Raw genomic sequence first — 25889 nt, 5'->3', positions numbered from 1 at the left:
ACAACTAAAGGCTAAAAGGTAATAGATTAATATTTTTCATCATCAGAAAGCTTCATTTCTTTTCTTGTTTTTTGAAGTATAAAACATACATAACACATAAATAAAGTAAATTAAAAATGATGATTAGACTGAGCCTGTTCAACATAGAATATACCTGACTAAGTATCTCGGATATATCTGTTGTCATTTCTATTTGATACTTAATAGTGGTAAAACAACCTGCAATAATAAATAATTCAACAATTACAACTATAATAATAAAAATTATCATTAGTCTTTTCATAACGGTCTTTCTCTCATTTTTAATTTGATGGTGTTTTAATTGATCGTTCAGAATGATCATTTAGGGATAGTCATCAAACTATACAACACCTATTAAGGTTCTCACATGGTTATCTGTTGATATATAATTGTTTAATATGCAAACACTCTTAAATTGTTATGGGCTATACTAACAATTTTAGTAAAATAAATTAAAGAGGCAATTAATGAAAAATAACATGATAACTATTCGCTTTGCACAACCAAAAGATGAAGCCACATGGTGTGAACTATGGGATGGTTATTGTCGTTTTTACCAAACACAACTAGCAGAAGAGATCACTCAACAGACATGGCAACGTATTCTTTCCCCTAACTCTTCTTTATTTTGCCGAATGATTCTTGTAAAAAATAAACCTGTCGGTTTTGCTTTATATGTTTTACATGAAGGAAGTTGGGTCACCAAACCTATTTGTTACTTAGAGGATTTATTTGTAACACCAGAGCACAGAGGGAAAGGTTTAGGTAAAGCCTTACTAGATGATTTATTTACATTAAGTAAACAATCGGACTGGTCAAGAATTTATTGGTTTACGCAAAAGAATAATCCAGCCAGAGCTTTATATGATCAATATGCAACAACAGATGATTTTGTTCGTTACCAAAAAAATTTATAAAAACCATATGCTAAAATTTTAGTAATGCTTTGCCTAATGTTATGTGTTGTGGCTGTGTTTTAGTAAACCAAAAGACAAAATAAATCTTATCGTGTCATTGTATATACGATGGTTCAATAGTGAACATTATCAATGCTAGCCTAAATCTGACAAAATCACACCCAAAATACGTTAGTGTAAGAGTTTATACCAGTTTGCATAAACTCTGTATTAACTCTCTACTTAGTTAATTGGTCAAAGAGAATCACTTTACCTGGAAAAAATAAATAACTTTTCTGATGTACTTTCACTTGTTATCTAAATTGAATCTATCATTCTGTGACAAATTTACTCATATATAAATTTATTTGTTGTTGACAAAAACAATTTGATGTAACAATAATAGTTACATCAAATTAACCCGAGAATATGACCATGAGAATAAATACTCGATTTGCTGTGGCGATTCATGTTTTAGTCTTAATAGAATTAAATAAATACAAAGATATTTCTAACACTTCAGAACATCTGGCTTTAAGTGTTAATACCAATCCAGTTGTTATCAGAAGAATTATTGCCATGTTAAAAAAAGCTAACCTTATTACAGTTAAAGCTGGTGTGGGCGGCGCCTCATTAAAACGTCCGCCACAGAATATATCATGGCTTGATATCTATCATGCAGTGCAATCAGATGATGAGTTTATGTTATTTAATAAACATGAGCATCCGAATCAAAACTGTTATGTAGGCGCTTCTATACATGAAGTGATTGATGAACCGTTACATATCGCACAAAAAACAATGGAAGAGAAACTATCTACTTTTACCTTATTAGATGCCATCACCCCTATTGCAAAAAAAAATAAGATAGCTCTTTAGCTATTTTTTTATCTATAGATGTAACAAATAAAGTTACAACCAAAAAAGGAAATTATATGAAATTTATTTTTAACCATAATTATTCATCAGCTCTCACGGCAAAAATGATGAGATTTGTTGCCGTTTTTTTATTCTCAATGCTATTTCTCTCCCCTGCTTCTGCAAATGAACTGAGCCATGAAATAGTCTCAGAAAGCATTGAAAACCATCAACTATCTATTCCTTATTCAGTATCAGGACATGGCAATACTGCAGTGATATTTATTCACGGTTTTATGGATGCAGGTAATGTATGGGAGCCTGTTATTTCAAAATTACATGCTCAAGATTACCAATTCGTGACTTTAGATTTGCCATTTATGGGGGCAATGTCAACTATGCAAGGCCAAGTCTCGCTTGAGACTATCTCATCGGCTGTGACCGGTGTTGTTGATAAATTAGATATGCCAGTCATATTAGTTGGGCAAAGTATGGGGGCACAAATAGCTGAACTTGTAGCCAATGCCCGCCCTGAAAAAGTTAAAGGTATCGTGTTTGTTGCGCCCGTTCCTTTATCGGGTTTGCCTGTTTCAGAGGAGTTTATGAGTTCAATGCAGGCAATGGCAAATAATGAAACATTACAACGACAATTTCGCCAACAGCAATTCTCCCATATTGATCCAGCTACATTGGAAAAAATAGTGGTAAATGGAACACAAATAACCGCAAAAAATATAGTAGAGCTGATTAATGCATGGAGTAAAGGACATCCTGCTGGCAGTAAACCAGCATTAAGCACGGCTCCTGTTTTGATTATTGGCGGGGCTGATGATCCGGTTTGCACACCAGAGGTTCTAACTTCCTTAGTCTCTCCCCGTTTTGCACTGGAAACCACCATATTTTTGCCAGAGGCTGGCCATTGGTTACACATAGACCATTCTGACGATGTTGCCAAGGAAATTGATCACTTTCTTGTGAATATTCAATAGCCTTATTCATGATTTATTTTAATTTTTAATCTGGAGTCATTTACAATGAAGAACCTGAACTGGAAAGTATTCACAGTCAAACGAGATAGTGCCACTCAAGATAGTAATATGCCTGTTGGTAACGAACACCTACGCTGGGTTGCCAATACTGCAACACTTATTTATGGACAAACAGATGCCATTCTTATCGATGTTTATTTAACCACGGATCAAACAAATCAGTTAGTCAGTTGGATTCGTGAAACAGGTAAAAATCTTAAAGCAGTCTATTTAACACATGCCCATGCTGACCATATTTATGGTGCAAAAATCCTAGCCGATAACTTTCCTCAAGCAAAAATAGTTAGTCTGCCAGAAGTTATCAAACATATCCCCGCACAGTTTGATCAGGATTACATTAATCGTTTTTGGGAAACCAAGTTCCCACAAAAAATACCCAAAGAATTTATTATGCCTGAAGCTATTTTAAATAATGAGTTGGATATTGAAGGACATAAAATCGTGATAGAAATCGTTGGTTTTTCAGATACAGAAAGCACAACCTTTGTTTATGTTCCGTCTTTAGCTTTAGTTGTATCAGGTGATATCGTTTACAACGGTATTCATCTCTATTTGGCAGAGACCACAAGTGAAACCAGACAAGAATGGATCGCTGCACTACATAAAATAGCTGCTCTTAATCCTAAATTTGTAGTTGCAGGCCATAAAATTCCTCAAAATGATAATAGTCCTTCAAATATTCAGGCAACGATAGATTACCTCATCAGTTTTGAACGATTGAATCAAGAAACAACAACCACACTGGATTTATACCAAAAAATGCTAACACTCTACCCTGATAGAGTGAATCCAGGTTCATTATGGGGAGGCGCAAAAGCGGCTAAAGGTAAATAATACTCATTGATTTAATTTAAGGTAAAAGTCGTTATAATTAATGGCTTTTACCTTAAAAAATTATTGTTGCAGTGATGTTTCTATTTCAATATTGCAAAATATCTATAGAAATGAATTTTCTTATCAGAGTAAATAATTCTTCATATGGAATTTTTCTCCCTAATTAACGTAAATTCAAGTTAAAGCGTGGGTTGTGGAATAGGTTTATCAATCGGCTCAAAACCACCGACATTTGCAAAACAATCACTGCTATATTTCCATTTTATTAAGACATCATCTTTATCTGCTAAAAATGTGTCTACGCATTGGTATATTACACCACGATGGTCTGCCCAAGGCTTCTCTTTCCATTCATATAAAGTTGTTCCATTTTTATTCTGATGTTCAGTTGCAGGGACACCCCATTTGGCAATAATATCATCCAGATGATAACCAACCCAAGATTGTAGAAGATCATTTCTTGTCTTATCTCTTTGCGTTGGAGTACTACAACCAGCAATTACTATTGCACTTAGTAATGCTATGGTCATTATTTTTTTCATCATTTCCCCTTTTCTTTATCAGATGCACTTTGCATCTGTATTTAATACTATGAATGAGTCTTATATTGTTAATGTCATGATCATTAATATGGTGAGCATTATCAATCAAAATAATAAATATAACAAATAGGATTTCTACCTACTTGTTTCTGAAATATCATTTCATCTTCTTGATTATGAAAGACTAAATCAATATCTCTACCAATTAGGGTGTTATCTTCCAAATTTTCAATAGCTTTTGTTATTGCTTCTGCAACTACCTGGTCTTTTCCTGTAAAATCCAAGGGTTCTAAAGTATCTTTTAGCTGTGGTTGAGTAGATATTAGAGGAGCCACTCTAAATATTTTATATTGAGGACATTCACAAGCATATAACATGTTATATGCATAGATACCAACCTTCTGAGGAGATAAGTCACGACCGCCGGTAATAAATAATAGAGTGACAATTAAGAGAGGAATAGAGATTTTTTCACTTAAGTAACTCCAGTAAATTTATTGTTATCTCTATAAATTTGAAATTGAGCAACTATTTATAATATAACAATTTGAGAATAAGTCTCTCATTAATATTCTAAATATTTGTCAAAAAACTGGCTCAACTCTTTAAAATATTGTTGATTCTCTGGCGCCTCCAAAGACATTAAATACTGAGCATGTGATAACCCTTCAAATACAATCAAGTCTGTCGGGATCTCTGCTTGTTTTAATGTCCAGTGCATACGAATCGTATTGCTTAGGAATAAGTCTCTGGTTGCTGTTATCAACAAAGTGGGCGGAAAATGTTTCACATTGCCATAAACTGGTGATAAATAAGGATCAGTTAAATCATGACCATTGGCATACAATTGAGCTGCATCGCCTAACCATCCATCATAGCTCACTAAAACATTATCAATCCCTTCATGAGTAAAATAACTATCACCTGTTTTGGTTAAATCAGTCCATGGTGTACCGGCAGCAATAGCGGCAGGCAGAGGCAATCCCTCTGCACTTGCTCTTAATGCCAAAATCAAACTCATCCCACCACCCGTTGAAGTACCAAATACCCCTAATTTTTGAGTAGGATGTGTTTTTATCAGTTCTTGATAAACGGCTATTGCATCATCTATTGCGGCAGGATAAGGGAAATCAGGCGGCATACGATAATCCACCGAAATCACTTTTATCTGCCCATAACCTGCCATCATTACGGCTTCTGATAGCCCTGCTTTTCCCGGATTAAGTACATAACCACCTCCGTGAAAATGTAAAAGTAAACGTTCCTGATTATTTGGCGCAATCTCTTTTGGAGTAATAGTAAAAACATTGACATTAGCCAGCTGGCTTTGCTCAATGGTGACAGCAAATTTTTGCTGAATGCCAGGGAGTATTTGTAATTCAAACTGTGCAAGTTCATTTACCCAAGATTTCCATTGTTCCGGCGTTTTAGGATGGCTGTTCCAATAGGAAAAAGGTTCTGCGGCAATTAACGGTTGCATTTCTTTACTGACAGTACTCGGTACAGGAAGATTTAGTTTTGTTATCTCCTGTGCTTGTGCAGTAACATTTAACATCAATAATAATGTTAATAAATATTGAGGTAATTTCATATGTTATCCTATTGAATACTCTTATTCTTTTTTATGGCATCAATTCTATTGTTACTTTTATGGGTTGTGACAAGTTAAAGAGATCAATATCAGCATCTAATTTTGCAATTAAAACTAACCCATGAGAATAGTTAAAATCTTTATGAAATATGGCTAAATTGCCCCAAGGAGCATAATAGGTAATATCCCCTTTTGACGGTTTATAACCACTTGGCATGCCATTGGTTGATAACTTCTTGGGTAAATCGGCTACAGCTTCAGTACCCGCATACTCTTTTAATGTGATATTTAACGGTAAGAGTGCAATAAAATCATGGGTTGTAACACTATCAATTAATGTTGCAGTGACAATTTTATCGTTTATAGTAAATTTGATTTTCATTGTATTAGTCATTTGGCTGTTCTGTGCATAACCATAAGAAGTCAACACACACAATATGATACTGAGGATGAACTTTCTCATCATGACCTCCTATTCAGATAGAATACGACTCAATAATTTATTGAGTCGTGCGTTATTCGCTCTATTTTAAATATTGGTTAAAAAACTCAGTTATCTTATTGAACGGAATAAGTTCTACGCGATCATAAAGATCAACATGCCCGGCATTAGTCACGATATACAATTCTTTAGGTTCTGCCGCACGTTGATAAGCATCTTCACTAAACTCTTTTGAATGTGCATTCTCACCAGTGATAAATAACATCGGACGAGGTGAAATGGTTTCTATATCGTTAAATGGATAGAAGTTCATAAACTTTACATTACTGGTTAATGTCGGATGTGTGGTGAGTAGTGGTGATGAACCTTCTGGTGTAAACTCACCTCTTGGCGTACGATAGAAATCATAAAATTCACGTTCAATCGGGTGAGAGTTCCCATTGATCTCATGTACAGTTCCGCTGGTGTACTTAATCTCACCGCCTGTAAACTCAACATAACGTTGCTGCGCTGCATCAGCAATAATTTCTTTTCTTTGTTCAAGTGTCAATGAGTGATTAAGCGCCTGACGGTTAGCTGCGCCCATATCATACATACTCACTGTTACAATCGCCTTTAAGCGAGGATCGATCTTAGCAGCACTAATAGCAAAACTACCGCTACCACAAATACCAATAACACCGATATTATCTCTATCAATAAACGTTCTTGTGCCTAAAAAATCCACTGCTGCACTAAAATCTTCGGCATAAATATCAGGTGAAACACTATTGCGCGGTTGGCCGTCACTTTCTCCCCAGAAAGATAAATCAATCGATAAAGTGATAAACCCCTGCTCCGCCATTTTAATGGCATATAAGTTAGCACTCTGCTCTTTTACCGCTCCCATTGGATGGCCGACAATAATTGCCGGATATTGAAGGGATTGATTAATATCTTTAGGCATAACAAGATTGCCTACAACATTCATATTATATTGATTTTTAAACGTGACTTTTTGTATTGTGACTTTATCACTTTGATAAAAGTTATCAGCACCATGAGACATGTCCTGACCTATTGCAGTTGTTGATAAAATAAGGCCACATGCACCCATTAAGGTGATGAAAACCGTTCGAATTCGAGAAAAACACATTAATTTTTTCATATAAACTCCTTTAACAATAAACATTATGGTTATTTGTTAACTACGCGAGTGTGCCAGTGACTTTGGTAAATAACGCAAAACAAAACTTAATTAAAATCACAGCCAATAATAGAATGAAGGCAGCACAAATAAAGATGCTATTCATACCAAAACGATCGAAAAGCAGACCTCCTGTTGCCGCAGCAAATCCAATGGAGAATTGAATCGCTGCAACTGATAAACCACCCACTATTTCAGCTTTATCAGCCAATGTACGTGTAATCCAGGTTGACCAACCAACAGGAATAAAACCGAAGATAAATCCCCAACCTATTACCAGTATCATTTCAAAAGCAAAATTCCCATTACTGAAATATAGAAGAATGGCCAATAATAAGAGTATCAAATGAATAGCGAATAGAGTGCTCCTAAATCGTTTATCCAGAATAAACCCTGCCACAAATGTGCCAACACAATTAGCCATACCAAATATCAGTAAGACTATGGTTAATCGACTAGTTTGTAAGACAGCATGTTGCTCTAAAAAAGGTCTGAGATAAGTGAAGAAAATATGATATCCACCATAACTAAAAACAGTGGCACCAATGCCCATTAATACCCAGTTTTGCTTTATTAAAACGAACATACTCTGAAAGGTACTGCTGGTTTGGGCTGGTAATGATGGTAAAGTAAAAAATTGCCAGATCAGTGCTACCACGCTAAGCAATGCTGATAGAAAAAACACCTCACGCCAGCCAAAGACTTCACCAAGATAGCTGGCAAGTGGTAATGAAATAATGGTAGCCACAGAAACACCGGCATAAACAATACTCAAGGCTTTAGGGACATCTTTTACAGGCACCAGTTGCAATGTTACTGCTGAAGCCATAGACCAGAATCCACCAACACAAATACCTAATATACTGCGACCAATAAGCAGAACAACATAATTGGGTGCTAAAGCAACCAAGATATTAGAGATAACCAGTAATCCTGATAATGTTAATAAAACATATCGTCTGTTAATGGTTTTGGTTAGTGGCGCAAGGGTTAGACTGGCAATCACAGCAAAAATACCGACAGCGGTAACCGTTTGGCCGGCTATACCCTCTGTAATATTAAGTTCCTGTGCGATAGGCGTGAGCAAGCTAACAGGAATAAATTCGGCTGCAATTAGACTTGTCACCCCCATAAATAACGAAAAAATCGCTGACCAGTAAGCTTTATTTGATGAATAGGTTAAAGATGATTTCATTAAAATGTATGCTCTTTTTTGATGATAAATATCTGCAATAGACCATTTCTCTATAATTTGAATAAAAACAGAATTTTACTTCTGAACATTTATTCGCTTGTTTTGGAGTATAAATAGATCAACTAATCATGTAAAATACTTATATTTTATGATTTATCATGCCTTTTAAGCATGGATGAGTTCAGTCAGGAGATTAAAAATGGAGATAAAAGTATTACGCTATTTTCTTGCGCTTGCTAAAGAGGAAAGCGTAACCGCTGCCGCTGAGTATTTGCATTTGACCCAACCCACCTTGTCCAGACAACTAAGTGAATTAGAAGAGCAGTTAGGAACGAAATTATTCCTTCGTGGTAGTCGAAAAATTACTCTGACTGATGAAGGGATCCGATTACGTAAACGAGCAGAAGAAATACTGGAACTGGTACAAAAAACTGAAGCAGAATTTCATATGCCAACGGAAGAGATAAGAGGAGATATTTACATTGGGGGCGGTGAAACTCATGCCATGGTATTCATTGCGAAAATAATCAAAAATTTACGAGACAATTTTCCACATCTTCATGTTCATCTTTTTAGCGGTAATGCAGATGATGTGACAGAACGCATTGATAAAGGTCTGTTAGATTTTGGTGTATTAATTGGTTCAACAAATATGACTAAGTACGAATCGTTAACACTTCCCCAAAAAGATACTTGGGGAATATTAATGAGAAAAGACAGTCCCTTAGCGGAACGCACCTGTATTCAACCTCAAGATTTAACGGGTTTACCATTAATTGGTTCAAAACAAAAACATGTTGATGAACATTTTTCTAAATGGATGGAGAAAGATTATAAAAGGCTTAATATTGTGGCTACTTATAATCTGATCTTTAATGCATCCTTAATGGTTGAAAAAGGCATTGGTTATGCGCTCTGTTTGGATAAACTGGTCAATACTACTGGGAATAGTCATCTCTGTTTTAAACCGCTTAATCCTGTATTAGAAGCAGATATTAATATTGTCTGGAAAAGATATCAGGTGTTTTCCAAAGCCTCAGAGCTATTCTTACAACAGCTAAAGAAAGCATTTAGCCAATATAAACCCTAGAATTTATGTTGCAGTAATGGTTGTTTATTTCACAAAAGAATAAGAATTTATTAATCTTATTAGGACTTTATGACACACTAAATACCAATGACCTTTGGGTAATATTCTTCACTCACCTGTTTTTTAATTTTCAGTATATCTGTTTAAAGCTATTCTTCTAAATCATTTGCAATACAGTTAGGTGCTTTAAGTATTAGCTTAAATGTTTCTACCATCAATGTTTCTTTATCTTTTAAATAACCTTCAAAATAATAAATATAACAAATGGGATTTCTATCTACTTGTTTATGAAATATCATTTCATCTTCTTGATTATGAAAAACTAAATCAATATCTCTACCAATTAGGGTATTATCTTCCGAATTTTCAATAGCTTTTGTTATTTCTTCTGCAACTACCTGGTCTTTTCCTGTAAAATCCAAGGGTTCTAAAGTATCTTTTAGCTGTGGTTGAGTAGATATTAGAGGAGCCACTCTAAATATTTTATATTGAGGACATTCACAAGCATATAACATGTTATATGCATAGATACCAACTTTCTGAGGTGTTAAGTCACAACCTCCGGTAATAAATAATAGAGTGACAATGAAGATGAGAGTAGAGATTTTTTTCACTTAAGTAACCCAATAAATTTGACCAACCTTTTTGATCGTTTATTTTATGACTTTATCATTAATTTAGTTTCTAGGGGAATATGGGAAAAATAAAATTGGCCCCTGTTATGATATTGTCAAATAATTCAAAATGGATTATCAAATTTTTTTCACAGTATTACCTCCCCTAATGAAAAGAGGGGTAATGGTATTTCGTAAAGTATTCTGACAGCGGTGGATGTTCCTTTTGCCATTGTTCAGCATAGGCATTGGCTTGTTCCAATTGCTCTTTTGATAATGGTGGCATTCTCTCTTTTATAGAGAATTCGGCAGTTCCGCTATTGATGGTATTATGAGTAACCAAAAGGTTGGTTTCAAAGTAAATAAAACAAAAAAGCCTGTTTATTGTAACTAATTCATATAAAATTTATCTGACATTAACATTCTGATATAATTAGTTACTTATTTCTTTTTATAAAAATTATGAAAAACTCTCTCTTTTTATGTTTGCTTACTTTTTTTATTGCAGGATGTTCGAGTAGTCACATAGCTGGTCGCGATTCTCTCTTCTCTAGTCAGGTGAATAATGAGCTGTATGAGTTATCCATTGAATTTGACTCTCCCCCTCATACATAAAGAATCAATTTAAATCAGGATCCTGCCTATAATAAATCACCCTATTTAAATCTCCGCTATTTTTCTGAACGAACTCCCTATCTTGATACTTGTGCCAGTTTCCCCTTTTTCTTCTACCCATGTATAAATAGCCAAGTCAAAGAATATACGCGCGTTATTTATGGGGAAAAAATGACTGATACTCTTTTTAAGTTCAAAGTACCCCCTTATCGTAGCTGGGATTTAAGTGTCTATATCTATTTGCGGTATGACACAAGTCAATTTTACTTAGTTATAGCCAACAGAGTTAACGATCCTGACTGCCCTAAAACCCTTGAACTGCGGGATGAGAAGTCGAGTATTACTATTACCATCAAATCTAAAGCAAATTACTGTATCCTTGAGAAAAGCCAGGTAAGTCAGTGAACCGGAAAAGAATAGAATATTGGATATTATGATATTTCCTGTTTGGACTATATTTCATAATTTTCGTGTGGCGCAGTGGTGATAGCTTGTAGCATGGTTTTTTCCTGAAAAAGTAAGTTACAAAGGTCTAATACTTATAAAAATCCTTCCAGCTCCAGTAAGGTTTTCTTCTTATCCACACCACCAGCATATCCGGTTAAATCACCACTTGAGCCAATTACACGATGGCAAGGAATAATGATCGAGATTGGGTTATGACCAACAGCACCACCCACAGCCTGACTGGACATACTACTTTTATTAGCTTTAGCTGCCATTTTTTTAGCTATCTCACCATAAGTGATGGTTTTTCCATATGGAATTTCACACAAAATTTGCCACACCTCTTGTCTGAACTCGCTACCAATTGGTGCCAGAGAAAGTTCAGAGATAGCGGGTTTCTTGCCTGCAAAATAGCGATCCAGCCATTTTTTAGTTTTATCAAAAATGGGCATATTATTTTTCTCTTCCACTTCTTTTGGCAGGGTTGCTCCGAAATACTTTTGTCCTTCCAGCCATAAACCAATCAGATTTTCTCCATCACTTGCCAGCGTCATTACACCTAAAGGTGATTGATAAGTTGTTGAATAATGCATATTTTCCTCCATTCAACGATATATATTTTGCATTCTTAAAAGACGGTAATTAATTGTGTGATTCTTGAATACTATTGTTACAACGAGTTCCAAAGATTGATGGTGGCGTAACTGCGCCATGGGTGCCACTTCTCCGCAATTTGGGATATCTCTTTTACTGAATAAGGAGCCAGAGCTTTTTTTACCCCCACATCAGTTTCAAGAAAAGCATCAGTCCACTCCATAGTACGCATAGCGATATATTGTGCTGTCCAGCTACCAATTCCCGGAATATCCAGTAACTTTTTCATTTCAGTCTCCGGATCGGCACACAGACCAAAATCAATCGTTTTGTCTTCCAGCGCTTTAGCTAAGGCGTAAATGGTTTTTGCTCTGGTGGCTATAATACCAAGTGGTCCAAGGTGACTTTCAATCGGTTCACTTAGCTTAAGGATATCTGTTGGTGATGGGAAAACATGAGTTAATCCTGCAATACCTGTTTCTATCTGTATACCAAAAGTGTTCACCAGCCTGCCAGCCAGAGTACTTGCCGCTTTTATTGTGATCTGTTGCCCCAGAACTGCCCTGACTACCATTTCAAAAGCATTAAAACTGCCAGGAAGCCGGGTGCCTGGAGTGCAAAGTCCGGGACGGATATCATTCATAACCTGTAGCGTGTCATAAATTGTTGTCGGGTCGCAATACAGATCAAACATATGTCGAATTTTTGCCAGCACCTGTGGAATCACCGGTAATAATCCTTCGCTGACAGTCACACTTAAGGCATTTTGCTGAGGTAAGTGCCCGACACTCACCCAACCATAGAGTGATTTCTGGTGAGTGTCTTGTAAGTGGACAGTTCTAAAATACTTTCCTTCTTTAATCACCTCCACACCGGGAATTGCACGAGTAGCCAGGAAACTGAGGAGCTCTTCCCAAAGGTAAGGCGGTCGATATCCTAAAGCTAAAGTAATATTACTACTCTCCTTCTTCTTCTCTGACATTCTCTTTCTAAGTCCGGTTGGTGATAACTGGTAATGTTCTTTGAAAAGATCATTGAAGCGACGCAGACTACCAAATCCAGCACTCATAGCGACATCAAGCACAGACAGATTAGTATCAGTCAGCAGATTTTTAGCCAAAAGTAAGCGGCAAGTTTGCAGGTACTGCACCGGCGATACGTGATATTCCGCAGTAAATACCCGACGTAAATGGCGATCAGTACAACCAAGTCGCCCGGCGAGCTCATCCAGATTTTGACCACTACCGCAGTTTTCTTCCAGCATTCTTGCTGCTTTATGAACTAAATTAGCAGTAGCATCAGTAATAGATGAACCCGGTGCCAGTTCAGGCCTGCACAGCAGACATGGTCGATATCCGGCTTGTTCAGCTTCTGCCGCTGTAGAATAAAAAGAACAGTTTTCTTCTTTAGGCTGTCTAGCTTTGCATACCGGTCGGCAATATATTCCGGTAGATAATATGCCAATAAAAAATCGGCCATCAAAGCGAGCATCTTTTGCTTTATATGCGGTATATAAGCCGTTATTGTCCAACGCTAACATTTCATCACCTTTGTGTTTATCTTGAACTACCTATCTGCTGCTATGTAACTAAAACATAGTTTAGTGTATTTTTCTTAAAATGATTAGCTGTTTTCGGACATGGATATTTATTTTTTAAATACGTTTTAGAATGGATACTGTGTGATTGTGCTTATAAAGAAATTTCCTGTATCAAAGGATATTTATAGGCATGAATACACAATAAATCAGGAAGTGGCTAAGTAAATACCGGGTAAGGCAACTATCCCAAAAGAATACCCGGTATTTCAAGTTTTAGTAGCCAGCTAAAAATACTTTCGCTTAATCCATAATGCAACGCTCACCAGAGCAATAAGCACAGGAACTTCAACCAATGGACCAATAACAGCAGCAAAAGCAACGGGAGAAGCTAAACCAAAAGCAGCAATGGCAACGGCAATTGCTAACTCAAAATTATTACTGGCGGCGGTGAAAGCCATTGAGGTCGTTTTTGGATAATTTTCTTTTGCAATATATCCCATTAAAAAACTGGTAATAAACATGATGACAAAATAGATCACCAGAGGAGTAGCAATCAATAATGCGTCAAACGGTAAACGCACCACCTCTCCGCCTTTTAAACTAAACATCGCCACAATAGTAAATAATAAAGCAACTAATGTTATTGGGCTGATCTTAGGTAGAAAGACACTTTCATACCACTTCTGCCCTTTGATTTTGATTAAAAAGTAACGAGTCAGAAAGCCCGCAAGAAATGGAATCCCCAGATAAATCAGTACAGCCTCAACAATAGTCGTAAAACTGACATCAATTACACTTCCTGCTAAACCAAATAATGGAGGTAAAAATGTTAAATAGAACCAGGCAAACACACTAAAAAAGAGAATTTGGAATAAAGAATTAAAAGCCACTAAAGCTGCCACATATTGATTATCTCCACCTGCAAGCTGATTCCAAACCAGAACCATCGCAATACAACGCGCTAAACCAATTAAAATAACACCCGTCATATATTCCGGATAATTTTTTAAAAAAATAACCGCCAGAATAAACATCAAAGCGGGTCCAATAAGCCAATTTTGGATTAAAGACATAACTAAAATCTTTTTATCAACAAATACTTTTGGTAGCTCTTCATATTTAACTTTTGCCAGAGGGGGATACATCATTAAGATCAGTCCTATTGCAATAGGAATATTTGTCGAACCCACACTGGCACTATTTAAGGCATCGGGTAAGGCTTTAAATAAGAAACTTAACACAATACCAAGGGCCATTGCGACAAAGATCCAGAGAGTAAGATAACGATCTAAAAATGACAAACGTTTAGTTAAAGATGGTGTAGACATAAAACACTCGGCTATTGATGAAGTTATTAATAAATATAACCATTTGAAATATAAACACTTTTATTTTTCAATTAAGTGTTTGTAGAGCAATCTTCATTTGGAGTGGCAAGACAGCATTGATTAGTTAAAAATCCTGCCAGCGCTTTCATTAAAGCTAAATTCGCCCTATAGCGTAAAAAGCGCCCCTCTTGTTGAACTGACACTAAATTTGCATAGGTTAATGTTTTTAAATGAAACGATAAGTTAGTAGCTGGCAGGTTCAGTTCACTGGCAATTTGACCGGCAACCAGCCCTTCTGAACCATAACGAATTAATAAACTAAATATATCCAGTCTGACCGGGGAAGATAAACATTCAAACAGTTTTGCTGATTCCTGAGTATTCATATTTAACTCCAATATTTCAAATATAGTTGAAATATAAAATTAACTTATTACTTTGTCAAGCTGAGAAAAGAATATTCTTAATTAAAAAACCTTAACAAGTGAGGTATTTTAATCATATCAAGGATACTTTATTATTGAACTAACTAAAATACATGCTCAAGCCTGACAGGCTCCTCATCTTTCGTTGCTACAACAGCTACATGAGAAGCATAATTCAATGCAGTAATTATCTTCTATCATTTTATTTTCTATAAAATAGAGAATTAAAAAATTGTATCTAGCTGGTTATCAAACTCTTCTTCAAAGTCACAGGAAACAACTGTTCTAATATTATTGGCACGTAGAAGATTATTTAATTCTTTTGCTAAAGATAAAAACTCATCGAAATCATCATAATGATCTTCATCAACAGGAATCAGCTCTAAACAACAGCGCCAGTATAAGAAACCTGTTTCCCCTCTTGCTTGTGTCAGATTTTTAAAACAATCAATGGCAATGTCACCAATTTCTACTGAGCCAGATTTAATCGGTTGTTTAAAATGTTTACTGATAATATTCAGTATCCACTCACAAGATAAGTTAGTTTTTAGATAGAACTTACAAAATAATGATATTTCACCCATACAACCACCAAAAAATATCATTATTAATCAATAATGTTATAATTAATCATAATATTCTACTAATTCAGTATCAAAATACCTTCTGGAGGATTTCCTGCCATTAAAGGACAAAAAATACATTGGTTTACTGTATTTAGAATGCCACTTAATACTCACAATCACACCCTTTTTCTCTGATACTCCAATAACGGCCACATGCTCACCAAGATGGAATTGAATAGACGGGATTGTACTGTATAAATCAGGTTTGACTTTAAATGTGAAATCACCATAACTAAGCTCAATAAAGTCTGCATTTTCATCACTACAATAAAATACATATCCATATAAACCATTAATGGAAAATGCTTTCACTTTTTGCAGATCATTTGCATGAATCAATGTTTCATCATCGTCCGGAAACCAGGGATACAACCCATAAGTCCCTCTATACTTCAATGTCACAGTCTAAATACCTTTAAATTTCCAATTTATCTTCGTGTAAGATATATCCTTATTTAGCAAGTGAAAAGCACAAAAAGTAATTAATTTCCTATTTATAATAGATAATATGGAAAAGCTACCTAATATTTTCATTGGTATTTTAATCTTGAAGAGGATGGATAAATATTATGAAAAAGATTCTAATAGCAGCATTTTCCTTTATATTTTTAAGCTTTAATCTCAGTCAGGCAAATCAGGTTCAACATTGGTCTGATGGAACTGTTCGGGCAATTGGTAATCAAAAAGTGGAATACTGGAGTGATGGTACTATCCGCTCAATTGGAGACTTAAAAGTCAAATACTGGTCGGATGGAAAGATTCGTTCAGTTGGCGATCAAAAAGTAGAATATTGGGCTGATGGAAAAATTCGCTCAATTGGTAATCTGAAAGTAGAGTATTGGTATGATGGGAAAATTAGATCGATTGGTGGGTATAAAGTTAAGTATTGGGCTGACGGAAAAATTAGATCCATCGGAGATTAATCAAATAGAGTTAAACTGGTTCCAATACATTGATTGTAGTTTACTAATTTAGCGGATTTTTTCCGCTTTTTTATTGATTGGTGGAAAACGATAAATCATCTTATAAATCCAATATAAAAATTATTAAGTACTGATAAAGAATAAACAGAAAATCACGGATTTCAATTAATGTGATATTAAACATTCTTCACAACTGAAAAAATCTATATAATGCCGGCAAATTAACGATTTCATTTTAACCAACTAATAAGGAGAGAGTATGTCTAAGGATATTGTTATGACCTTCATTCTAAAAAACCGTAATGGAGGAAGAAGTTAGTCAAAAGCACTTTTTTCCTCCAATAAAAGATTATATTTGGAGGTTTAAATGTTATATCAAAATTTACGCACTTACGGATTAACTACTCGTTTTGCACAAGAAGCTTTGCTCTACCCTGAATTAATGCTGGCCAGAGTTACTGAGCAGCATCGCAGTTTATACACAATTATGACGGAAACAGGTGAAAAGCACGCTTCAGTATCAGGCAAATTTGCTTATCTTACTCACGACACAGCAGCCTACCCTGCCGTTGGTGACTGGGTTATGGTCAGTGAGCTAGCAACGAATGGTGATCATATTATTATTCAGCAGGTTTTATCGCGTAAAAGTATTTTTGACCGTAAAGCTGCCGGGACACATCAGGCAATACAAGTAGTTGCCACAAATATTGATACTATCTTTATTTGTATGTCTCTCAACGCTGATTTTAATTTGCGTCGTTTAGAACGCTATTTAGCCATCGCCTGGCAAAGTGCAGCTACGCCTGTCATTGTCCTGACTAAATCAGATCTTTGTTCAGATATAGCGACAAAGCTCACAGAGATAGAGGCTATCAGCTTTGGTGTTGATGTACTGCTTACCTCAATTTTAAACCATGAGGTACAAGATATATTTGCTCCTTATCTGAGTCAGGAAAAAACAGTTGTCTTTCTTGGTTCATCCGGTGTTGGCAAATCATCAATCATCAACCAATTAATGGGTAAAGAAGTCCTGCTGACCCGTGAAGTAGGAAGTGATGATTCCGGGCGACATACGACCACACATCGAGCCATGTTTGTGTTACCTACTGGTGGTGTTGTGATTGATACTCCGGGAATGCGTGAATTACAGCTAGATAGTGGTAATTTATCTAAAACGTTTGAAGATCTTGAGGAGCTCAGTTCACAGTGCAAATTCCGTAACTGTTCACATACCAGTGAACGAGGATGTGCTGTTTTAGCTGCTATAGCAGATGGTACCTTATCTGCCGGACGTTTAGAGAATTACCGGAAGCTGGAAAAAGAAACACAATATGAAGGTTTAAGCTCAAGACAACGAGAACATACTAAAATTACGAATATGTTTGGTAGTATGAACGAGCTAAAACAATTCAAACGTAATGTGAAAAGTAAGCATAATTATTGAGATTGCTTGTAGAGATCTTAATAATTCCAAAAGAGCTGTTTACATAATAGTGACTTTTATTTAGACATTATTACTACTTTAATATCAAATAAGGCTGAATATAATCAGCCTTATTTTTATCCGAGATTTTTATTCTTCATATAAATTTTTAAATACCCTTTCTATATTTAAATCATCAATCTATAAAATTACTTCCCCTTCTCTAACCATTATTGAACGGTACTGTTCAAGAAATGCGATAAATTTTCAGCTATCATTTCACGCTTTAAAGGCTTGGTAATAAATGACCAGCCAGATAAATTTAATTTGTTGAACAATTCATTTTCTATTATATTAATGTCGCCTACAGCAAAATCTGTGGTCAGAATTGACGTTCTGAAACTCGTAGTATCTGGAATCTTTCCGGGTAATCGTTTGTGCACACCTGTTATTTAGTTCTATGGTGGCTCAGGCGGTGCTCCTGCAAAGGAGGCTAGTTTCTACGAGCTGGTACGTCAACGCTGTCTGAGTCATCTCCACTCCCAGGGAGAGAGAATAGTAATAAACATAAGGACATCATTATGCAAATTCAAATTCCACAAGGTTATACTCAGTACCCGGATACAGAAGAAGTCATAAACCAGTGTTGTGTGCTAGCTGATGCTATAGATGAAACAGAAAACCACAATTTAAAAAAAGTTCTATTTTCTGTACTAAAAGAAAAGATAAATACTTTGCGCTCTTGCTATCTTCTTGAGGTAGACAAAATCGAGCAAGAGTGGTTACACTCTACGACAGATCAAACTTCTTAAATCTTGTTTTAGGTAAATCTCTTTATTTATCTTGTGTTTTAAAATTCACAAGACAATGACATTCCTACTAAAATAACAAAGTTACACGCCGTACTCTATTTTACTCTTAGAATAAAGCTCTAACAGAAAAATAGAGTTGATTAAACCCTTTTACTACCCTGATTACTTTATCTTTATAATATCTATTTTAATCGTAAAATATTGTTCTGACTGGAAAGCTGAAGTTTTAATACCTGTTGCCAGATATCCCGGAAACTTTAACTTATTATTTAATATTGCACGCTATTGTAGTAGTAACATATCTACTTATCCAGTTCCAATTCAAATGTATATTCCATTAAACGGTTTTCCCAGGTTTGAATTTCCCTTTCTAACGTTCTCACAAAGCCAAGTTTTTTATACATACTAATAGCTTGCTGTTGATCTTCTGTCGTGGTGAGAAAAACGCTGAAGTACTTCTTCTGTTTACAGTAATTTAATGCTTTACTGATGAGCTTTTTACCCAGTCCAATAGAGCGGTAGTCGGGATCCAGAAGAAACCAGCGTAGCTGTGCCTTATCTGCATGTTTAACAATACCAATTGAACCAATAATTTTGCCGTTATGTTCTGCCAGCCAGATTCGATCTTTATCCTCGTCATAGTTTTCCATAAATTGATGGAAAGTCTCTGACACATAGCCTTCAAAAGCCAGAGGATAATGACATTCCTTATTATAAATCCAACCATGCATATGAATAAGCGAACCAATATCACCTGACATTAACTTATGGCGAATAGTAATATCATCAAGTGTGGTATTTTTATTGCTGGTTAATAGGTTTTCAATCACAGACATACTTTGTACAAGTTGAGATTGCTGAGATTTAGAAAGCGGCTCAATCAATTTATTGATTTGTGTATTAGAACAAGAGTGCAAGGCAGTGATGACTTCTCTTCCATAGTCAGTCATATGCAGAAAGTAAGATCGCCCGTCTTCCGGAGAGGATTTTCTCTCAATCACTTTAGCTTTTTCCAACTGCTTAAGAATACGACTCAGATAACCAGCGTCCAGACAAAGAATTTCAGACAGTTTTGTGGGAGTACAATTATCAGAAGTACCAATTTCATGCAGTACTCGAACTTGTGAAAGGGAAAATTTGCTTTCTAAAATATACTGATCAAGTAATCCAAGCAGATTGGTATAAAAACGGCTAAATTTTCTGATGGCGGTAACGTTTCGATTCTCTTTCATTAACCTTTCCTTTTTAAATTATATTTATTATATAGTTGACATAAGCAACCATATGAAAATTAATTGCCTACGTCAAGTATATGATAAATATTCTCTGTTTATTATTAGTCATGCTACAGGTCAATCACGCCTAAAATAAACTCAATAAAATCAAATTGTTATATTGTTAATTAATAAAGCTAATGTAGCTTGTAATTCTTGCTTACGATGCAACCACTCTTCTGTATCTGGTCGTAAATAAGAATTTCTAACGTCAGCTAAAAGATTAGCGTGTTCTACCGATAGACGTCTAATCGCCCAGTCAGCTGCTTTGTCTTTTGACGCAAACTTCTCTGTTACCATGGTATACCACATACGAGTCAGGGTTAATAGCACATTACGCTCATCTCCAGCAAACGATTTGATAAGCGCCGGTAACATATCCCGGGTAGCCTGATGAATATCCTTAACTGGTATCATCGGCAAAAGATGAGCTATATTTGGACCAATCAGAGGAAGAGCGTTCTGACGAGCCTGAGCCAATACCAGAGTAAGCTCGGGATCACAAAGTGGTTCAGGTATTTTCCCTGCCTTATAATCACTGCGTAACCATTCACCATAAATAAATTCACACCGAGCAGGATAAATAAGTGGATTGAGAGCAGAAGATAAAAAAATAATCACTTCAAGTGGACGACGCCCCGCAGAATCCAGTGGATAGTGACCTGAAATTTCCATTAAATCCGAGACCAAATCCCTTCGTATCTGTGGTGTCATCGGTTGATTGATAACTACCAGTAAATCAATATCACTACGAGGACGAAGACCACCGGTAACAGCCGAACCATGCAGGTATACTGCTACCAGTGATGTCATTAATCTTTGCTCAATACATAACAGCGTTTTATTTACTTCCAAAGGAATAATCACCATGCGACGCCTTTTAAGTTAATAATCTCTCGACTCTACTCCATAACTAACAAGTGTATACAATTTCATGAGATAGTTTTCGTTACAGCGTCACAAATATTCATTTGATATGACTCAATACTCTAACAATAATGAATATATTGCTACCTGAATGATTAAGAATGTTCTCCATTTAATAACTATAACTTACTCATCATCATATTGGCATAACTCTTAAACATCGATATTATCTTCTCACTGGTCTCTATCTTGAGTAAATATATTGCTAAACTATTTCATCCTATTTTCTACAGCCTTTATAGCGGCAACTCTGATTCCTGCACAGTCAGAAGCAGCGCTATTATCAATGCTGGTTTTGAGCAACTCATCTGCTGCAATACTTATTTTAGTAGCTACCGCTGGTAATGTGCTTGGTTCAACTGTTAACTGGTGGTTAGGGACAAAAATAGAGAAATATAAAGATAGAAAGTGGTTTCCTGTATCTGAAAAACGTTTAATACAGGCACAAAGTTACTATCATAAATTTGGCTCAATTATTCTATTACTCAGTTGGCTACCTGTAATTGGCGATCCTATTACGCTCGTTTCAGGCGTTTTAAAAGAAAATATTTATAAATTTTTAATTCTGGTGACCCTGGCTAAATTTGGACGCTATCTGGTTATTTATCTCTCTTATCTGGGGCTTTTTAATTAAGACGAATACCCTAATCAAAACAGGCATCACAACTTAGCTTCTCAACCTTTAGGATTTCATCTTTTTTTAAGGGACTTGCTTTAGAATCTAACAGCTTTTAGCTTAAACAAATTTAACATCATGCAGCCTCACAAATCTAAGCTCATTTGTGAGGCTGATACTTCCTAAATATGAAAATGGGAAAAGTGTAAGAATTAATTACACAACCTTGACATAACCATCAGATTTAAAAGCGATATTTCAAGCCCAGTGTTGCTGTGGTATTACTATAACTTCTATCACCTATCTGTTGTTTGATATTAGTCCAGACATCAAAACTATTGTTAAGCTGTCCTTCAAATCCAAGTTTTAGTTCAGCAAGATGACGGTTACCGGCCTGATTGACCCGCACACCATCCATAATGACACCTGCCGACTTACTGTTATATAACCAGTTAAACTCACCATAAACCGTGAAAAGCTCATCTGACTCAGCCTCTTCTACACTATCAACAGATAATTTGACCCCAAGTCGGGTTTGCAAATTTTCAGCCCCTTTACTTTCCACTCGTGTGCCATTATTTTCTACATGTGTATCGGTTCTGGCATCATTCCAGGTTAACTGAGCCTGCGGTGTGACAAACAAATTCCCCTGCAGGTTTTGTTGTAAGAACATGCGGTATCCGGTCTCAATCGATGCACTAAACCCATCAATATAATAACGTTCAGTAACTAAATCTTTACCGCTAACTTCGGCATCAAACCAGCTATATTGTACCCAGCTATCAACATAAGTTCCCTCTAAATTGTCAGCATTTTGGTACCAGGTTCCATATAAACCCGCGCTGTAACCTTCTAATATGCTCTTTGTTCTGTATAAACTGGTTTTAGAGCGTGTATCTCCTTTCGTTCTGCCATGAGAAGCCATAATACCAACACCCAGACGATCATTATCACCAAATCTTACCTGTAATAATTCGCCACCACCCTGAATAACATAACTATTGGCAGCCATACGTAACTGACCACTGGTATCATGAGACGTGTTACGAGAGCCAACCTGACGCAGCCATAAACTGCTGTCTTCTGCGCGTCCTTCACGATCAGCTAAACTCAAATTAAAGATACGGTTTGCAGCAGAAATATTCGTAATATAACCGCCCGCCTCCGGACGATAAATACCCGGTTCTCCTGGCATTACTATTGGAGCGAGTTGAGAACTTAAATACCAGTTACCACTGTCTTGATGAAGAAAATATTCATAAGCTCCTGCTACGGCACGTCGTTTGAGAGAAAAGATACCATCAGACTGACCAGATACACTGATCACTTCAATACCGTTCGTTGTCTGCTCACCACCACCACCAAAATTATTAACAATCACACCTGTTGAACCAGAAGTATTGCCGTTGATAATTAAACGGTCGGTACTTGAAGAATCGCCATCTAATACAGTATTAAGTTCCAGCGTACCGCCACCTGTATAATCACCATTAACCGTAATGGTCTTAAAAGTACCATTATCCGGTGAAGCAAAACTAATTAAGCCACCATTATTATTGACTAATGTTGCCAGCGTCGAATTGCTAAGCACATTCCACTGACTTGAATTTCCCAGTGTTAAACTATCCGCAAAAGCTAAATTACCAGTAAAAGTTGAACCATTATTAAGCGTAATATTTAAAGAACGATTAGGATTATTTGAAGATGAAACAATATCACCAAAAATATGTGAGCCTTCCGCTGTAATATTTACCTGCCCGGATCGGTTGGCCAATGTGGTATCAAAAATACCAATAGCCACATCAGTTTCACCATTAGTCCGACCAATAATGGTTGAATCAGTCAACGTTAAATCCAGTGAGCCGCTCTCATTTCTTATCGCATAGCCATCCTGAGTTTCAATACGGCTGCCAGTAATATGCATACTATTACTTTCAGCAGTCGTTTGGGTTCTAAAAGAGATACCATGACTAGCAGTTCCTGTCATATTAAACCAGCTATTATCAATTTGGGCATCAGCACCACTATGAACCTGCATCCCTGCAGATGATGCTCCATGAATCTGAGCATTAACTCCATTTGTATGCAAAGTTGTACCTGATGTTTTTGCCAGCATACCGATTGAGTTATTACCATTCATGGTCAAATTAGTATTATTTAGATAAATTTCCGAACCATCTGACTGAGCGACTGCACCATAACTGGTATTACCATCCAGAATAATCTCTGCATTATCGGTAATAATTTTAGTGGCTGCGGTACTATTTACTATCCCATTATTGTGATGGGCATATAATCCGGTGTTATTATCACCTGCCCCTAAAATTTTAGTTCTATCAGCTAATAATATTTGGCTGCCCTGTTGCATAGATACGCCTTTAACATCACTATTACGTAATTCTATCGTTGTGTTATGAAGTTCTGACAGTTCCTGACTCTTAGTGGCAAAAATTCCGCTGGTACTACTCCCGTTGATGATAATATGTGAATTTTTCATTAAAGCCTGAGAACGATCAATTAACCAAAGTCCATAACCTGTATTCTGATTTCGGAAAGTCTCTATCTCTACATTATCAAAAATACCAACACTTGCATTAGTTCGCTCAATATTAAGGTTGTCCCAAGATAATGCAACAGCATAGTTATTTCCTCGAACAGAGCTATCAGTCATTATCAATAATGAACCATTACGTGAATTGATACTCATTCCCTGTTCAAGCAGAGAAACATGTGTATTAATCATCTCAAGAGACGAAGTATTACCAATAGTCTGCAAACCATAGTTATTAGCGTTAACAGTAATATTAGTCAGCTTAGCTTTTGCACCATTAGACACTTCTAAAATACGATGAAAGCCTTCTATGGTTGAATCTGATATATCAATAAATGTACCTTCACCCGTTCCTTTAATGGCACTAACATGATCAGCTGAAGCACCCAAATTATTGGGATTGATATGTGTTATTGTCGAATTGCTCAGTTTAATTTGACCACCATTGTCGGCATAAAGCATATTATACCTGCTATCAATATGTCGGCTTGTTAAGGAAACATTATCACCAGTAATTGCACCTCCATTAATTGCGCTTAATACAATACCATTAACAACATGTTCCTCACCCGGAGTAAGCGTTATTTCTTGCCCGTTCGTACTGGTTACTGTTGTTACAACAGCGTGAACATGAAAGGAAGCGAGTATAAAAGTTATAGCAGAGGCAATACGCGTTGCTTTAAGTGGAGTATTATAGTTATAAGCTGTCAAAGCAGATTGACCTATCTGCTTAAAATTTTTATTTATTTTCATGTCCTGACCATTCCTGATTTTATATTTTATTTTTTTATAATGTAAATAAATGCAAATCATCAATAATAATTTGATATTGATAATAACGATCAAAACATAAAAAATTGATCGTTTCAAGCTATTTAAAATAAATAATTAAATTAAAAAACAGATAATTAACTTTTTTCATTAAAAGAAATGGGGTTTATTAAAATACTTTAATTGGTAAAACTAAAGTATTTTTTAAATACAAAAGTCAGGGATTTTATCGAAAGAGAGAATTTTTTGATAAGAACAAATTTAGATACGACACATATCAAAGCGAAAATAATATCACTTCCTATAGTAGTTGATTACCCCCTTAAAATGTTAAAATAAATCAAAACATTAAATTTATAAATGATAGTTACGGCTATCCTGTGGTGCTTCCTCTCTCTTTTAAGCCATAATCTCGCATAACTGTAGCAACCCGTAACCGATAATACGCAAAAATAGAGTTTCGACCTTTTGCCTGAGCTGCCCGGTGTTGTTCCAAGTTTCGCCATTTAATAACAGCCTCTTCATTTTCCCAAAAAGAGAGTGAAAGTAATTTTTCACTATCATTTAAGCTTTGGAATCGCTCAATAGAAATGAATCCTTCCATATCCTCAAGTAATGGCTTTAGAGAAGCTGCAATGTCCAGATACTGCTCTTTAAATCCGTCTTTTGCTTTTAATTCAAATATGACTGCAATCATGT

At 35.9% G+C, this 25889-nt stretch carries 26 protein-coding genes and 1 pseudogene; 10 read left to right on the top strand and 17 right to left on the bottom strand.

The features are described from left to right. Positions 1 to 488: 488 nt before the first annotated feature. The 4 genes from IPMB12_RS06805 to IPMB12_RS06790 all read left to right on the top strand — a co-directional run bounded on the left by IPMB12_RS06805 (position 489) and on the right by IPMB12_RS06790 (position 3658). On the top strand, positions 489 to 938 hold the full coding sequence (locus IPMB12_RS06805; protein ID WP_208293445.1) for a GNAT family N-acetyltransferase: 450 nt from the start codon (positions 489 to 491) through the stop codon (positions 936 to 938). A 414-nt stretch (positions 939 to 1352) separates the two neighbouring features. Beyond that, on the top strand, positions 1353 to 1796 hold the full coding sequence (locus IPMB12_RS06800; RefSeq protein ID WP_166916221.1) for an Rrf2 family transcriptional regulator: 444 nt from the start codon (positions 1353 to 1355) through the stop codon (positions 1794 to 1796). 56 nt (positions 1797 to 1852) lie between these two features. After that, complete coding sequence (locus IPMB12_RS06795; RefSeq protein WP_166916219.1) at positions 1853 to 2764, top strand: alpha/beta fold hydrolase; 912 nt, start codon at positions 1853 to 1855, stop codon at positions 2762 to 2764. A 45-nt stretch (positions 2765 to 2809) separates the two neighbouring features. Continuing rightward, on the top strand, positions 2810 to 3658 hold the full coding sequence (locus IPMB12_RS06790; protein WP_166916217.1) for an MBL fold metallo-hydrolase: 849 nt from the start codon (positions 2810 to 2812) through the stop codon (positions 3656 to 3658). A gap of 179 nt (positions 3659 to 3837) precedes the next feature. Here the strand turns inward: IPMB12_RS06790 and IPMB12_RS06785 are convergent, their stop codons facing one another. The 6 genes from IPMB12_RS06785 to IPMB12_RS06760 form a co-directional block, all read right to left on the bottom strand. After that, positions 3838 to 4203, bottom strand: a complete 366-nt coding sequence (locus IPMB12_RS06785) for a hypothetical protein (protein WP_166916216.1) — start codon at positions 4201 to 4203, stop codon at positions 3838 to 3840. Between the two features lie 98 nt (positions 4204 to 4301). Then, positions 4302 to 4577, bottom strand: coding sequence for a hypothetical protein (locus tag IPMB12_RS06780; protein ID WP_166916214.1), 276 nt, complete (start codon positions 4575 to 4577; stop codon positions 4302 to 4304). A 188-nt stretch (positions 4578 to 4765) separates the two neighbouring features. Further along, complete coding sequence (locus IPMB12_RS06775; RefSeq protein ID WP_166916212.1) at positions 4766 to 5791, bottom strand: alpha/beta hydrolase; 1026 nt, start codon at positions 5789 to 5791, stop codon at positions 4766 to 4768. Between the two features lie 31 nt (positions 5792 to 5822). Continuing rightward, positions 5823 to 6185, bottom strand: coding sequence for a cyclophilin-like fold protein (locus IPMB12_RS06770; RefSeq protein WP_208293444.1), 363 nt, complete (start codon positions 6183 to 6185; stop codon positions 5823 to 5825). Positions 6186 to 6315: 130 nt separating this feature from the next. Further along, a complete protein-coding gene (locus IPMB12_RS06765; RefSeq protein ID WP_407704076.1) occupies positions 6316 to 7329 on the bottom strand; it encodes an alpha/beta hydrolase in 1014 nt (337 codons plus the stop codon). Between the two features lie 91 nt (positions 7330 to 7420). Continuing rightward, complete coding sequence (locus tag IPMB12_RS06760; RefSeq protein WP_166916208.1) at positions 7421 to 8614, bottom strand: MFS transporter; 1194 nt, start codon at positions 8612 to 8614, stop codon at positions 7421 to 7423. A gap of 199 nt (positions 8615 to 8813) precedes the next feature. On the opposite strand from IPMB12_RS06760, the gene IPMB12_RS06755 reads away from it, so the two are divergent. Further along, the gene (locus IPMB12_RS06755; RefSeq protein WP_166916206.1) at positions 8814 to 9704 is read left to right on the top strand and encodes a LysR family transcriptional regulator; all 891 of its coding nucleotides are present in this window, start codon (positions 8814 to 8816) and stop codon (positions 9702 to 9704) included. A gap of 149 nt (positions 9705 to 9853) precedes the next feature. On the opposite strand, the gene IPMB12_RS06750 is transcribed toward IPMB12_RS06755, so the two are convergent. Beyond that, a complete protein-coding gene (locus IPMB12_RS06750) occupies positions 9854 to 10318 on the bottom strand; it encodes a hypothetical protein (RefSeq protein WP_166916204.1) in 465 nt (154 codons plus the stop codon). A 786-nt stretch (positions 10319 to 11104) separates the two neighbouring features. Between IPMB12_RS06750 and IPMB12_RS06745 the strand changes: the two genes are divergently transcribed. Next, complete coding sequence (locus IPMB12_RS06745; RefSeq protein WP_166916202.1) at positions 11105 to 11338, top strand: hypothetical protein; 234 nt, start codon at positions 11105 to 11107, stop codon at positions 11336 to 11338. 134 nt (positions 11339 to 11472) lie between these two features. Here IPMB12_RS06745 and IPMB12_RS06740 read toward each other — a convergent pair whose 3' ends face one another. The 6 genes from IPMB12_RS06740 to IPMB12_RS06715 all read right to left on the bottom strand — a co-directional run bounded on the left by IPMB12_RS06740 (position 11473) and on the right by IPMB12_RS06715 (position 16295). Beyond that, entirely contained in the window at positions 11473 to 11973 is a 501-nt protein-coding gene (locus tag IPMB12_RS06740; RefSeq protein WP_166916200.1) for a methylated-DNA--[protein]-cysteine S-methyltransferase, read from the bottom strand. A 77-nt stretch (positions 11974 to 12050) separates the two neighbouring features. Continuing rightward, positions 12051 to 13514, bottom strand: coding sequence for a DNA-3-methyladenine glycosylase 2 family protein (locus tag IPMB12_RS06735; RefSeq protein WP_166916198.1), 1464 nt, complete (start codon positions 13512 to 13514; stop codon positions 12051 to 12053). A gap of 284 nt (positions 13515 to 13798) precedes the next feature. Next, on the bottom strand, positions 13799 to 14842 hold the full coding sequence (gene arsB / locus IPMB12_RS06730; protein WP_166916196.1) for an ACR3 family arsenite efflux transporter: 1044 nt from the start codon (positions 14840 to 14842) through the stop codon (positions 13799 to 13801). A gap of 71 nt (positions 14843 to 14913) precedes the next feature. Continuing rightward, positions 14914 to 15228 carry an ArsR/SmtB family transcription factor gene (locus IPMB12_RS06725; protein WP_166916194.1) on the bottom strand — a complete coding sequence of 105 codons (315 nt, stop codon included), beginning with the start codon at positions 15226 to 15228 and terminating at the stop codon, positions 14914 to 14916. A 263-nt stretch (positions 15229 to 15491) separates the two neighbouring features. Next, entirely contained in the window at positions 15492 to 15851 is a 360-nt protein-coding gene (locus IPMB12_RS06720) for a hypothetical protein (protein ID WP_166916192.1), read from the bottom strand. Between the two features lie 42 nt (positions 15852 to 15893). Beyond that, positions 15894 to 16295: a DUF6960 family protein gene (locus IPMB12_RS06715; RefSeq protein ID WP_166916189.1), complete on the bottom strand. Its 402-nt coding sequence runs from the start codon at positions 16293 to 16295 to the stop codon at positions 15894 to 15896. Positions 16296 to 16462: 167 nt separating this feature from the next. On the opposite strand from IPMB12_RS06715, the gene IPMB12_RS06710 reads away from it, so the two are divergent. The 3 genes from IPMB12_RS06710 (at position 16463) to IPMB12_RS06700 (ending at position 19051) form a co-directional block, all read left to right on the top strand. Further along, entirely contained in the window at positions 16463 to 16816 is a 354-nt protein-coding gene (locus IPMB12_RS06710) for a hypothetical protein (protein ID WP_166916187.1), read from the top strand. A 367-nt stretch (positions 16817 to 17183) separates the two neighbouring features. Next, a complete protein-coding gene (rsgA, locus tag IPMB12_RS06705) occupies positions 17184 to 18260 on the top strand; it encodes a ribosome small subunit-dependent GTPase A (RefSeq protein ID WP_166916185.1) in 1077 nt (358 codons plus the stop codon). A 560-nt stretch (positions 18261 to 18820) separates the two neighbouring features. After that, positions 18821 to 19051 (top strand): hypothetical protein, encoded by a 231-nt coding sequence (locus IPMB12_RS06700; RefSeq protein WP_166916183.1) that lies wholly within the window; start codon positions 18821 to 18823, stop codon positions 19049 to 19051. Between the two features lie 302 nt (positions 19052 to 19353). On the opposite strand, the gene IPMB12_RS06695 is transcribed toward IPMB12_RS06700, so the two are convergent. After that, complete coding sequence (locus IPMB12_RS06695; protein WP_166916181.1) at positions 19354 to 20283, bottom strand: bifunctional helix-turn-helix transcriptional regulator/GNAT family N-acetyltransferase; 930 nt, start codon at positions 20281 to 20283, stop codon at positions 19354 to 19356. 150 nt (positions 20284 to 20433) lie between these two features. Further along, complete coding sequence (locus IPMB12_RS06690; protein ID WP_166916179.1) at positions 20434 to 21195, bottom strand: aminoglycoside adenylyltransferase family protein; 762 nt, start codon at positions 21193 to 21195, stop codon at positions 20434 to 20436. A gap of 259 nt (positions 21196 to 21454) precedes the next feature. On the opposite strand from IPMB12_RS06690, the gene IPMB12_RS06685 reads away from it, so the two are divergent. Beyond that, positions 21455 to 21886 carry a YqaA family protein gene (locus tag IPMB12_RS06685; protein WP_208293443.1) on the top strand — a complete coding sequence of 144 codons (432 nt, stop codon included), beginning with the start codon at positions 21455 to 21457 and terminating at the stop codon, positions 21884 to 21886. A gap of 226 nt (positions 21887 to 22112) precedes the next feature. On the opposite strand, the gene IPMB12_RS06680 is transcribed toward IPMB12_RS06685, so the two are convergent. Further along, complete coding sequence (locus IPMB12_RS06680) at positions 22113 to 25172, bottom strand: autotransporter family protein (protein ID WP_166916177.1); 3060 nt, start codon at positions 25170 to 25172, stop codon at positions 22113 to 22115. Positions 25173 to 25544: 372 nt separating this feature from the next. Next, positions 25545 to 25887, bottom strand: a pseudogene (locus IPMB12_RS06675) (antibiotic biosynthesis monooxygenase family protein). Positions 25888 to 25889: the final 2 nt, after the last annotated feature.

It is taken from the genome of Zophobihabitans entericus (assembly GCF_011745665.1).
Lineage (GTDB): Bacteria > Pseudomonadota > Gammaproteobacteria > Enterobacterales > Orbaceae > Zophobihabitans > Zophobihabitans entericus.
This window is presented reverse-complemented; position numbering and strand designations above follow the sequence as displayed.